The following is a 12,304-nucleotide window of genomic DNA, read 5'->3' as shown; positions in this document are numbered from 1 at the left end:
GTAAAGGTATAATAGGTTGGGCTAGCATTATACTAGCAATAAAAATCGAAATGAGGGTTAATTATGCATAATAAAAGTATTCGTGTGCACTCTGACGAAGTAGCAAAGGCAGCTCAAGCCGCGTTAATTCGTAGAGGTGTAGCGATAGAGGATATCGCGCAAATTGTTTACGAAATGCAAAAAACCTATAATGAAGGTTTAACACTAGAGCATTGTGTTCATTCTGTTGAACGTGTATTACGTAAGCGAGAAGTGCAACATGCTTTATTAGTAGGGATTGAATTAGATGAATTAGCAGAGAAAAAATTATTATCTTCACCACTACAACAAATTATCGAATCAGATGAAGGTCTATTTGGTGTAGACGAAACAATTGCACTAGGATCTGTATTTACATATGGCAGCATTGCCGTTACTACTTTTGGTCATTTAGACAAGCAGAAAATAGGGATTATTAAAAAACTGGATACAGAACCCGGACATCATGTCAACACGTTCTTAGATGATTTGGTTGGTAGTATAGCAGCGTCAGCAGCTTCCCGTATTGCACATCGTATGCGTGACCTAGAAGAAGAAGGCGAAACATTCGCTGATATCGAACCTGAAGAGCTAGGACCAAAACCAAAATCACATAATGAAATTTAAAATGAGTTTCTTCTATATAAAAATGAGCCTTCTCAAATTTTGAGAAGGCTCTAATTTGTATTACTTTTTATCGTTATATGCTTTTACCAATTCTTTTACTTTTTCGCTATCTGCTTCAAGTTTTAAACCAGTATCAATTAATGGAGAGACTGTGGATACAGCTGGTTTTTTATTGCCTTGATAATAGCTAATGAATTCATCTTGGTTAATAGAGTATAGAATTGCTTTACGTAAATCTGCTGAATCAGAAACCGCACGGCCAGATGTATTCATTTGTAGGTAAGACACAGCATTACTATCTGCCGTATTTAATGTTAATTTAGCATCTGATTTGACAATATCCAGTTTCGTTTCTGGTACTGTTTGCAGAACATGAATTTCACCATTACGTAATGCAGATAGGGCACTATCAACATCAGAGATAAAACGGACATTGATTTTAGCAATTTTTGGCTCATATTCGCTACCAGCTCGATAAGCAGGATTTTTCACAAACTGTGCTTCATAATCATTTTTCTTCACTAAAATGTAAGGACCACTTGCATATAACTGGTTATTGAATGTAGCTGAACCTTCCGTTACAGTAGCTTGATCACCATAGGCAATGTCCTTGTCAGGGTTGTAGTTAGCCACATCATACGTATTAATACTTGTTACTTGTTTTTCAGATACGATACCACCAGATTGGTGTGCTAAATAGTTTAATACTTGTGGGAAAGGTGTAGGTGTTGTAATTTTAACAACTTGGTATGCACCTGCTGCATTATTAACAGCACCTTTATCTTTTGCTAATTGCGCTACAGAAGCAGGTAGGTTTTGTGATAATGCTTCTAAAACGGATTGCTCAGAGCCTGCTACTTTTTTATTTTGTAATTCAGTTAAATCTGAAACGATTTCGACTGTTTCAATGTTTTCATGAATGCTGTAAGTACGATGATCTGGTACTGAATTAGCGTCTTTCGCACGGTTTAATGAAAAGACTACATCTTCAGCTGACACTAATTCACCTGAATCAACAGCTGCACCATCTTTCACTGCTGCAAAATTGATATCATCTCGTAAAATGAAGTAATATTCTTGATTCCCTTCAGCCATTACATGGTTGTAAGATAATGAACCATCTGACACAACTTCATCTGTGTCTGTTAAGTTAACAAGACGAACATACATATTCGTGTTTAATGTGTTGATTGAACCATCATTCCCTTTGATTGGGTCTAGTGAAGTAAGAGAATTGATTGTTTGGTGTAAAATTAAAGGTTCTGTTGTATTTTTAGATGTATCATTAAATTCTATTTTTTCCCAAACTTGTGCTCGAGATTTTGGTAAAAGTACTGTTTTAGGGTTTACAAGTTCAGAGTAGATACCTTGATACTTATTGGAAATATATAAAGGCGCAATATAAGCTTGATCGAATACTAATAATTGTTCTAAATCTTTATATTTAGCTGCTGCTTCTTCACCAGTCAATGTACTCGCTTCATCAATCAATGCATCTAGTTTTGAATCTGCCACCACACTGTAGTCACCGCCAGTTTTAAATAAACCACGAACAGCATAGTCTGGGTTCCCTGTAACTGTCGTCCAGCTTGAAAGAGCAAGATCATAATTACCTGCTTCTTTTTGAGCAGAGAAAGAACCGTAATCAGGTTGAATATTTAGCTTTACATCAAAACCATTTTTCACTAATTGGTCACGCACAATATTCATATCTTCTTCAGAAGCTGCCATCCCTAATACTTCAATGGCAACCTTGCCATTGCTCTTGTCACTATCTTTTGAATCTTTACTGCCTTCTACGTCAGTTTTTGTTTGTACACAGCCAGCCAAAGCTAGTACTGCAACGAATAAAAATACAAGTAATTTCTTCATAGTTACCTCCGATTAATTTGTTTTTGGATCTAAAGCATCTCGTAAACCATCTCCTAAGAAGTTAAAGGAGAGGACAAGAAGCATAATACAAAGACCTGGGAAAATCGCGACATATGAATGTGTTTCCAGGTACGTACTACCAACTTTTAAAATATTGCCCCATTCAGGAATGTGTGGCTCAATACCTAGCCCTAAAAAACTTAAACTACTTGTGGAAATAACAGCTCCACCAATCGTTAATGTTGCTTTCACAATCATTGGTGCTAAAGAATTGGGGACAATGTGCTTGAAAATAATAGCTGCATCAGATGCACCTAAAGCTCTAGCCGATTCTACAAACTCATAATTAGCAAGCTGCATAACATTTGCCCGCATTGTACGGGCATAGGTTGGAATTGCTCCAACACTAAGTGCAATAATAAGATTCACAGTATTAGCACCAAATGCGGCGATAATAGCAATGGCTAACAATATCCCAGGAATGGCATATAAAATATCTAGACTTCGCATGATGATATTATCGGTGGATTTACCATAATAGCCTGAAAATGCTCCTAATGCGCCACCAATAACTGCGGGGATAATCGTGGAGAAAAATCCGACGATTAATGATATTTGTGCCCCAAACACAATACGAGAAAATAAATCTCGACCATAGTTATCTGTACCTAGTGGATATTCTAATGTCGGTGTTTGTAGCAATGCTCCATAATTATTTTCAGTAGCGAAATCATAGTCGAAAGTCCAAGAACTTGTAACGGATAACGAGAACATGAAAATAATGAAGAATAAGCCGAATACAGCCATTGTATTGCGTAAAATCTTCTCCCATATTTTTTGCCATTTCTCAATAGAAGATGGATTTGCCCTTCGAGCCTTTTGGATAAGGCTATATCCTAGTAAAGTCGCAAATAGATTACCAGTGAAAGTCGCCAATAACAGGACAATACCTGGAATGAGCATCCAGTTAGGTGCCTCAGTTGCTGTGACATATTTCGTACATAAAATGGCCATCACGATATAGAGAAGCGAGAGTACTAAGAAAACGCCCATTGCCAGTACAAAGGTATCTGTGACATATGGCTTAAATAAATTCAATGCTGCAATACCTAAGATGAATAGCTGTGTTATAAAGGCATAGGCAGCAAAAGTATATTCAGCAGTCTTTCTTTTTGACACAAGCATAAATGCAAAGGATGTCGAAAAAATATTGCCTGACAGTATCGTTATTAAAAGAGGATAGCCAAACATTCGAGTATTTTTTTGAATGTCACCATACGTTGCTAAATCCTTTTTAATTCGTAAATTGACGAAGGCAACATATGCCGTAGTGATGACATAAATAACAAAAAGTAGCAGAACCACTGGTCGCCAGCTATTGCTGGAAAAATTATAGCTATAGGCTAGAAATAGTAAAGAAAACAGTAAGGAAAAGACAAAAGTAAAATGAGAATTGACATATTCCTGTGTAATCTTCAATAGTAGTTTGACATGTAAGATGTTTTTCACAGGTGATCCTCCTTTAAGACTTCTTCATTTTCGAGCGAATGCGTGGATCAAAAAAGGCATACATGATATCAATGAATAAATTGACAATCGAAATGGTGATGGCAATATAAACAACGCCCCCAAGAATGGCCGGAATATCAGGGATAAATTGTTTATCGACGATATAGCTACCTATACCACTAATGTTGAATACCTTTTCTGTTACAGATGCGCCTCCCAACATACCTCCAAAAAGAAGTCCAATCACCGTAATAATCGGAATCATAGCATTGCGAATGGCATGTTTTGAAATCACTTTGAATTCATTTAAGCCCTTAGCTTTTGCTGTAATAATGTAATCCTCATGAATCACCTCAAGCATACTTGACCTTGTCATCCTAGCAATAGAAGCCGTAATGGATGTTCCTAAGACGACAATTGGCATGATAAGCGATAGCCAATTATGAGGGTTATAGGTAGCTGGAAACCATTGTAGCTTTAGAGCAAATGTCAAAATAAAAATTAAACCTTGCCAAAAGCTTGGGATGGATAGCCCAATTAAAGCAATGAACATAAATGTATAATCCAAATATGAATTTGGACGAACAGCTGAAATAATTCCAACTGGTATGGCAATAGCAATAGCCATTAGCAACGACAATACGGCAATTTCAAGAGTGACAGGAAATTTTGTAGCAATGCTATGTGTGATATCTTCTTTACCTGCAAAGGATGTACCTAAATCAAATGTAAATAGACCAGATAATGCGTTCCATAGCTGTGATAAATAAGGTTGATCCAAACCATGAATGCGATTAAAGTTTTCTATTTGCACAGGTGTTGCTTCAACTCCGAGTAGGTTTCTTGCTGGATCAAAAGGTGATAAATATAAAATGGTAAACACTAATGTAGCCACTCCAACAATCACAATGAAGCTTTGTAAAATACGTTCAATGATAAATTGCAGAAATGGATTCGCAAATAAGATAAGTACTACATAAAATAAAACAGCTGGTAGAAAGGTAAGAGCCACAAAACGTTTGTTAGTTAGTTGCTGATTAAAAAATTGGACATAGGATAGTTGTTGTATGTCCTCTTTTTGTAAATCCTGATCCACTTGCTGTTGAAGCTTCCTTTGAGCTAAGTGCTTGGCTGTGAGCTGAATTTGTGACTCCAATACAGCCTCTTTAAAAAATGTAGCTTTTGCTATTTCTTGTTGCTCAAATTCCTTTTGCCACTGGGCAACCAATCCATGCTCTATATAGTACTGACTACGCAATGCAAAAGCCTGATCATAAGTGTTTGAAAGATTCCTTTTCCGATAGATAAAGTATGTAAAAGGGTGAACTAAAATACTAAAAAGAAAAAGAAGTAGATGATAAGGCTTTTGATGCATTAGTTTTTGATAAACCGTAGAAAAGAAAATAAAATTCTCTGGTTTTAAATGATTTTTTGAAGTAACCATGCATTTCCTCCAAACGTAAATAAAATATTCAGCATTATATTGTATAATTCCTATCAGTATTGTAAAGTATGGATTATACTTGAAAGTAAGTCAATCACAAATTTTAAAAAGGATGGGTCGAATGAGTGAAAAGCTTTTAGAAATCAATAATCTTCGCGTATCCTTTATCACAGGGGAGACAGAATTTGAAGCCGTTAAGGACGTTAACTTCCATCTAAATAAAGGTGAAACACTAGGAATTGTGGGAGAGTCTGGGAGCGGGAAAAGTGTAACGGCTCGCTCCATTATGCGTTTATTACCATCGCCACCTTCATTTTTGAAATCTGGCTCAATTGTGTTTAAAGGGCAAGAACTCACTGAATTTAGTGAAAAACAAATGGAAGGGATACGTGGACAAGATATTAGTATGATTTTCCAAGATCCGATGACATCCACAAACCCTACTATTCGAATAGGTGATCAAGTGGCTGAAAGTTTAATCAAGCATCAGTCAATGTCAAAAAACGAAGCCTATCAACAAACAATAGAATTATTAAAATTGGTTGGTATTAGAGACGCCGAAGAACGGTATCGACAATACCCTCATGAATTTTCAGGTGGTATGCGTCAACGGGTAATGATTGCTATGGCGCTTGCTTGTAATCCCTCACTGCTTATTGCAGATGAGCCAACAACAGCACTGGACGTTACTATTCAAGCTCAAATCCTAAAATTGATGCGCGATATGCAAAAGAAAATGGGAACGTCTATTATTTTAATTACACACGATTTAGGCGTTGTTGCAGGTATGTGTGATCGCATCATAGTGATGAAAGAAGGAGAAATAGTTGAACAGGGCACAACAGAAGAAATTTTTGCAAATGCCCAGCATCCGTATACCCAGAAATTATTGAATGCCTTACCAAAACTGCATGAGAAAAAGCAGCCAAAAGAGATTGCTACTATTCAGCCAGGTATCGATCGACATAAGCCGTTAATCGAAGTGACCCATCTATCCAAAGAATTTCCATTAGGTCGTGGTCAAACGTTGAAAGCAGTGAATGATTTATCGTTCTATATATATCCTGGTGAAACATTGGGCTTGGTTGGTGAATCTGGTTCAGGTAAATCGACTACAGGTAGGACGATTCTTCAACTTCATCAGCCTACAAATGGAGAGGTTCTATATCAAGGAATACCTGTAACGAGGCTATCGAAAAAACAGCTAAAGGCAATGCGTCGCCATATGCAAATTATTTTCCAAGACCCCTATTCATCGTTAAATCCTCGCAGAAAAATCTTAGATATTATTGGCGAGGCTCTTGATATTCATGGTCTGGTGAAGACACATGAGGAGAGGCGACAACGTGTAGAGGAATTGCTTGAACTTGTTGGTTTGAAAAAAGAGCATGCCATGCGTTATCCTCATGAATTTTCGGGAGGTCAGCGTCAACGAATTGGTATTGCGAGAGCATTAGCGGTTGAGCCAAACTTTATTGTTTGTGATGAACCCTTATCGGCACTTGATGTTTCCATTCAAAGGCAGATTGTTGATTTATTAAAAGAATTACAACAAAAGCTAGGATTGACGTATTTATTTATTGCCCATGATTTATCCATGGTGAAGCACATCAGCGATCGTGTAGCTGTCATGTATGGTGGAAAGATTGTAGAACTGGCAGAAAGTGAAGAGCTATACGCTAACCCACAACATCCATATACACGTGCATTACTACGTTCTATTCCTATTCCAGATCCTGCAATTGAGAAGCAGAAATATACTGATGCTGATCATGCAGAAGACGTGAAAATACGTTATGAGGTAGAAAATAGTCAGTTAGTAGAGGTTTTACCAAATCACTGGGTAGCAGTGACAATATGATAGCTTGAATGTAGTAGCTTGATATTTTACAATAGAAACATCGTGAAACTTGTTGTCTTTCTGATGATGAGGTGCACAACTTATACGAATCGTAAGTATAAGCAATGATGATTAGTTGTGAGGGGCCTACTACATGAAAATGCAAGATATAAAAACATTAATAACAAGTGGTACGATTATTTTGGCTGTAGCATTGTACATGATATTTGGCAGATCACCTGCGGAAGATCAAAGTACTAAATCAGTTACAGATCAGCAAGGTACTATTACCATTGAACAAGTGGAAGGAAAAACAGGTAATAAACGCTTTGAGATAGACTATATTAAAGCATATGATGGGGATACGATTCAGGCGACAATTAATGATGAGAAACGAAAAATTCGTCTATTAATGGTGGATACTCCTGAAATGAATTACAATAAAGGTGGCGCTCAGCCATATGCGGAAGAAGCAAAAGAGTATACGATCAATTTATTGGAAAAGGCTAAGAAAATTGAAGCGGTCTATGATGTTGGACCAGAAACAGACAATTATGATCGCCTTCTAGCCTACGTGTTTGTAGATAATGTCTTATTGCAGGAATCTTTATTAAACGAAGGGCTTGCAGTTGTACGTTATATTCATAAACCAAACAATACATTTGAAGATGCATTTAGAGCTATTCAACAAAAAGCTCAGGATGCAAAATTAAATATTTGGTCACATGAGGATTACTTCCAAAAAGATGGTTTTCACCCTGAAGTAGTTCAATAATCTATAAATCCATTACTATACGCTTTTAAGTTTAATTTTAGCTAGGAAGCTGCTTCCAGTATCTTACTGGTAGAAGCTTCCTATTTTAAATTCCCTTTGCAGAAGCTTTTGGCATGAGAGGGTGATTCCCTTTTCTAGGGTCGTCTCTCTGTATATAATGCACTCATGATATTGGTCGTAAAAATCTACTGTAGAGGTTCAGCACACGGTAGCGGAAAGCGATTGCACAAAGAAAAGCAAGATGCCAGCAACGTTTTGTTTACTTAACAGTGGAAGACGGCTACTGATAAATGAAAAAATCATTTTTATTAATGTTGACAATCAATATGATAATGATTATCATTATCATATAAAGAATATTCCTTGTTCTACAATACAGTGTAGAGAGGATGAACTTTAGCTACTTTTCTCCAGAAGTTTGCTAGTTCATGATTACGCTCCTGAAACCCCCCTCATTTTTGGGAACGTTAAAAATTGTAGACGGCTCATTCTATTATAGAATGAGCCGTCTACAGTCTGAATCTATTTACTAATGAGTAGTAAATGGGTTCTCTTTTTATGCTTGTACATCTTTCGTCCATTCGGCTACTTTATCTTGATTATTGGCAATCCATTTTTTCGCAGCATCTGTGGCACTCATGCCTTCCATTATATCAAACATAACACTTTCTATATCTTCAGCACTCCAGTTGAAACGGTCAAGGACGCTATAGGCTTCAGGGGCATCCTCTTTTAAACCATTCCGCGCAAAAGTGCCAATATATTCTTCGTCTCCATATAAACCTTTGGGGTCATCTAAGTACTTTAAATCATAGGCATTAAAGATCCAGTGTGGTGACCAGCCTGTGATGATGATTTCTTCATTATTAGAGATAGCTTGACTGAGGGCTGCGGTCATTGCACCAGCAGACGAGGTCAATACATTCCAACCTTCCAGATTCTTATATTCCTTATAGGCATTTTCTGTCGTAGCCATCATATTAGCTCCTGGTTCAATGCCTGTAATGGTTTGATTAGCTTGGTTTGTTAAATCTTCAATAGAATCGACATCCATATAACTTGGTACAACCAAACCAATCTTAGCACCAGTTAGGTTTTCTCCTAAGTTCTCTATCTTATTGTTGTATTTTTCTACTTGTGGAGCATGTGTTTGTGGCAACCAAGCAGATACCATACCATCGACCTCTCCGTTTGCAAGTGCTTCCCACATGATCCCATTGTCTAAAGGTGTCAGTGTTACCTTATATCCTAAATCTTCTAGTACTTGTCCTACTACATGTGTAGATGCAACTTCAGTATCCCATTCAACATATGCTAAATTGATTTCACCTTTATCAGTATTCTTTGTGTCCTCATTTTCTGAACCACATGCAGTTAACACAATAAGGCATATAAATGCTATTCCTATTTTCAATAACTTGATGAGTTTCATATTACATCTCCTTTCTATTATTTCTTACATAAAAATAAAAATATTAACAAGTAACAACTTAATTTTATAAACAAGTTGTTACTTTTGTCAAATTGATGGTTTAGTCACACCGTGCTAAAAAGATGAAACATAATCAACTAACTTATTTGAGCCCATTAATTTTTTTATTGTTGTCATACGATAGGTGAAAATGGAGACGGAGATTTGAGGAGGCTTAGTATGCATTGGATTACAATTATTCTAATAGGAATCGCTGCGAATTTAGATAACTTGGGGATTGGTCTAGCCTATGGAGTTAAACAAGTTAAAATTCCAATTTTATCAAATGCTGTGATTGCTGTTATGTCAATGATTGTCACATATGTCGCAGTAACAGCTGGTAGCACAGTTGTTGAGTATATTTCACCGCATACTGCCAATTTACTAGGGAGTTTACTACTGTGTGTGATTGGTATATGGACTTTGATGTCCAATAATTTTTCTAATCAGCGGATAGCAGGAAATCCCGAATTATTTGATGAAGATAAAAATCTAGTAATCTCAACAAGAGAAGCAATGGCACTTGGCTTTGTCTTGTCAGCAAACTGTTTAGCAGGAGGGATTGCAATAGGCGCAAATGGCATCTCAGCCCTTTGGACAGTCATTTCCATCGGCGTATTTTCCTTTATCACAGTTGGAGTAGGAAGTAGATGTGGCTCTTTACTAGCAAAAACGTTTATTGGCAAGCATTCTACAGCAATCTCAGGATGGCTACTTATCATGATTGGTATTTTTGAGGTTTTTGCAAAATAATATATTGCTGCGGCTAAATATCACCAAATATTGGTGATATTCTTTTTATTATATAGAGAGGGATGTACCGATGACTCGACTTTTTTTATGTTTTAAAAATTTATTTTTAATTACTTGACGTAACTAAATTATTAATATATAGTAGGTTACAGAAAGTAATTAAAAACTTTTCATAAGCTAAGATGTAAACACATAAGTAACTACAAATGTTTATCCTATCCAATTTTGGGTAACATAAAAGATGTAGTTGCTTCATATTTTAAAATATATCTCGAAATCGAGATAAAATCAACCAATTGGAGGAATTTATAATGGCAAAATGGAACATTGATTTAGGACACTCAGCAATTAACTTTCAAGTAAAACACATGATGGTATCAAAAGTTAAGGGTGTATTTGACAGTTACTCAGCTGATATTGAGGCAGCAGATCTTGCAGATTTAACAACTGCTAACATTAGTTTTACAATCGATCCAGCAAGTATTAATACACGTAGCGAAGATCGCGATAATCATTTAAAAGCAGCAGATTTCTTTGATGCCGAAAAATATCCAACGATTACGTTTAAATCTACAAATATTGCTAAAAAAGCAGGCGATGAATATGCAGTAACTGGTGATTTAACAATCAAAGACGTTACAAAATCAGTAACATTTGATACAGAATTTAATGGAAAAGGCACAAATCCATGGGGTCAAGAAGTATACGGCTTTGAAGCTGAAACAACAATTAATCGTGAAGACTTTGGTCTAACTTGGAATGCGGCATTAGAAACTGGTGGGGTCCTTGTTGGGAAAGATATTAAAGTAACGGTTGAATTAGAAATTAATCCAGCTTAAAAATAGATAGCTAGGGCATGTTTGAAGTAATCTTCAAACATGCTTTTTATATAGCTCAAAATAGATACTTGTGAATGAAGAAATCTAGTAAAAAGAATTTGAGAAAATTTTCCAGTAAATAAGTTTCTTGCATATTTTTAGTAATTACTGCATATAAATCATCATATTGTTTTTGGGGGCGATAGGATGAATGTATTAGTGACAGGTGGCTATGGTTTTATTGGCAGTGCAGTAGGTAGGCGCTTTTTTGAAGAAGGTGCAACGGTTTATATTATTGATAATTTAAGTACGGGGCATTTACGGAATGTTGACTTCGAGCATAAATCCTATCTTTTAAATGTTGAGGATGAGGTTTGCGAGCATCTCTTTAAGGAAATAAACTTTGATGTGGTCGTCCATTGTGCAGCGCAAACGAGCGTGCAGCAATCTATCCAGGAGCCAGTAAAGGATATTTTGACAAATATAGTTGGGCTTAGCCAAATGCTTTTTTTATCATCCAAGTATAAGGTACAGCACTTTGTCTTTGCCTCCTCAGCAGCTGTTTACGGGGATAGTCACTATCCTCCATTAGAGGAATCAGATGTCTGTGAACCAATATCTATGTACGGATTAAACAAGAGCATTGGCGAAACCTACTGTGAGAAATGGCAAAAAGATTATCGTTTGCCCGTTCTTATCTATAGATTTGCCAATGTTTTCGGGCCAAGACAGCAAATGCAAGGTGAAGCAGCTGTGATTCCAAGTATGTTAAAAAGCAGTATGGCAGGTAAACCATTTACAATTTATGGTGATGGTGAACAAACACGTGATTTTATTTATGTAGACGATATTGCTGATGCTATTTACGCAGGTGTATCTGCACGTTTACAAGGCACGTATAATGTATCCACTAATGAGGCTTGGTCAATTCACCAGGTCATCTTACTGCTCCAACACTTAAACCATCCACTTGAAATTCAATATGCCCCATCACGAGAAGGAGATATTGAGCATTCATTTTTAAATAATGATAAATTAGCCAATGCAATTGGTTGGAAGCCTAAAATTTCTTTTGCAGAAGGCATTGAACGTACATTGCATGCGCTACAAAATGAATCATTAGCAGAAATTCAACAAAAAAGTGGATAAATTAAAAAGACATATTACATTGAGTAAT

At 36.4% G+C, this 12,304-nt stretch carries 10 protein-coding genes; 6 read left to right on the top strand and 4 right to left on the bottom strand.

What is annotated here, in order from left to right; all coding sequences use genetic code 11:
* Positions 1 to 63: 63 nt before the first annotated feature.
* Positions 64 to 645 (top strand): phosphatidylglycerophosphatase A family protein, encoded by a 582-nt coding sequence (locus C7B89_RS12575; RefSeq protein ID WP_054549790.1) that lies wholly within the window; start codon positions 64 to 66, stop codon positions 643 to 645.
* 60 nt (positions 646 to 705) lie between these two features.
* Here C7B89_RS12575 and C7B89_RS12570 read toward each other — a convergent pair whose 3' ends face one another.
* From C7B89_RS12570 to C7B89_RS12560, 3 genes are read right to left on the bottom strand one after another with little or no spacing between them, the layout of a single operon-like run.
* Complete coding sequence (locus tag C7B89_RS12570) at positions 706 to 2,517, bottom strand: ABC transporter substrate-binding protein (protein ID WP_115673837.1); 1,812 nt, start codon at positions 2,515 to 2,517, stop codon at positions 706 to 708.
* Positions 2,518 to 2,529: 12 nt separating this feature from the next.
* Positions 2,530 to 4,026: an ABC transporter permease gene (locus tag C7B89_RS12565; RefSeq protein ID WP_115673836.1), complete on the bottom strand. Its 1,497-nt coding sequence runs from the start codon at positions 4,024 to 4,026 to the stop codon at positions 2,530 to 2,532.
* A gap of 13 nt (positions 4,027 to 4,039) precedes the next feature.
* Entirely contained in the window at positions 4,040 to 5,470 is a 1,431-nt protein-coding gene (locus C7B89_RS12560; RefSeq protein WP_115673835.1) for an ABC transporter permease, read from the bottom strand.
* 121 nt (positions 5,471 to 5,591) lie between these two features.
* On the opposite strand from C7B89_RS12560, the gene C7B89_RS12555 reads away from it, so the two are divergent.
* The gene (locus C7B89_RS12555) at positions 5,592 to 7,331 is read left to right on the top strand and encodes an ABC transporter ATP-binding protein (protein WP_103117502.1); all 1,740 of its coding nucleotides are present in this window, start codon (positions 5,592 to 5,594) and stop codon (positions 7,329 to 7,331) included.
* A gap of 133 nt (positions 7,332 to 7,464) precedes the next feature.
* On the top strand, positions 7,465 to 8,085 hold the full coding sequence (locus C7B89_RS12550; RefSeq protein ID WP_048392013.1) for a thermonuclease family protein: 621 nt from the start codon (positions 7,465 to 7,467) through the stop codon (positions 8,083 to 8,085).
* Positions 8,086 to 8,641: 556 nt separating this feature from the next.
* Here the strand turns inward: C7B89_RS12550 and C7B89_RS12545 are convergent.
* Positions 8,642 to 9,517, bottom strand: coding sequence for a glycine betaine ABC transporter substrate-binding protein (locus tag C7B89_RS12545; protein WP_048392012.1), 876 nt, complete (start codon positions 9,515 to 9,517; stop codon positions 8,642 to 8,644).
* A 219-nt stretch (positions 9,518 to 9,736) separates the two neighbouring features.
* Here C7B89_RS12545 and C7B89_RS12540 point away from each other — a divergent pair, with 219 nt between their 5' ends.
* The 3 genes from C7B89_RS12540 to C7B89_RS12530 all read left to right on the top strand — a co-directional run bounded on the left by C7B89_RS12540 (position 9,737) and on the right by C7B89_RS12530 (position 12,276).
* Positions 9,737 to 10,309: a manganese efflux pump gene (locus C7B89_RS12540; protein WP_048392011.1), complete on the top strand. Its 573-nt coding sequence runs from the start codon at positions 9,737 to 9,739 to the stop codon at positions 10,307 to 10,309.
* Positions 10,310 to 10,620: 311 nt separating this feature from the next.
* Positions 10,621 to 11,148 (top strand): YceI family protein, encoded by a 528-nt coding sequence (locus tag C7B89_RS12535; RefSeq protein WP_004224534.1) that lies wholly within the window; start codon positions 10,621 to 10,623, stop codon positions 11,146 to 11,148.
* Positions 11,149 to 11,334: 186 nt separating this feature from the next.
* The gene (locus C7B89_RS12530; RefSeq protein ID WP_115673834.1) at positions 11,335 to 12,276 is read left to right on the top strand and encodes an NAD-dependent epimerase/dehydratase family protein; all 942 of its coding nucleotides are present in this window, start codon (positions 11,335 to 11,337) and stop codon (positions 12,274 to 12,276) included.
* Positions 12,277 to 12,304 lie beyond the last annotated feature (28 nt).

Source organism: Lysinibacillus capsici, from assembly GCF_003367505.1.
Lineage (GTDB): Bacteria > Bacillota > Bacilli > Bacillales_A > Planococcaceae > Lysinibacillus > Lysinibacillus capsici.
The sequence above is the reverse complement of the archived record's forward strand: the minus strand, read 5'-3'. Positions and strand labels throughout refer to the sequence as shown.

Coding starts and splice junctions, on each gene's coding strand:
- C7B89_RS12575 (WP_054549790.1), top strand. CDS start 64: ATGCATAATAAAAGTATTCGTGTGCACTCTGACGAAGTAGCAAAGGCA.
- C7B89_RS12570 (WP_115673837.1), bottom strand. CDS start 2,517: ATGAAGAAATTACTTGTATTTTTATTCGTTGCAGTACTAGCTTTGGCT.
- C7B89_RS12560 (WP_115673835.1), bottom strand. CDS start 5,470: ATGGTTACTTCAAAAAATCATTTAAAACCAGAGAATTTTATTTTCTTT.
- C7B89_RS12555 (WP_103117502.1), top strand. CDS start 5,592: ATGAGTGAAAAGCTTTTAGAAATCAATAATCTTCGCGTATCCTTTATC.
- C7B89_RS12550 (WP_048392013.1), top strand. CDS start 7,465: ATGAAAATGCAAGATATAAAAACATTAATAACAAGTGGTACGATTATT.
- C7B89_RS12545 (WP_048392012.1), bottom strand. CDS start 9,517: ATGAAACTCATCAAGTTATTGAAAATAGGAATAGCATTTATATGCCTT.
- C7B89_RS12540 (WP_048392011.1), top strand. CDS start 9,737: ATGCATTGGATTACAATTATTCTAATAGGAATCGCTGCGAATTTAGAT.
- C7B89_RS12535 (WP_004224534.1), top strand. CDS start 10,621: ATGGCAAAATGGAACATTGATTTAGGACACTCAGCAATTAACTTTCAA.
- C7B89_RS12530 (WP_115673834.1), top strand. CDS start 11,335: ATGAATGTATTAGTGACAGGTGGCTATGGTTTTATTGGCAGTGCAGTA.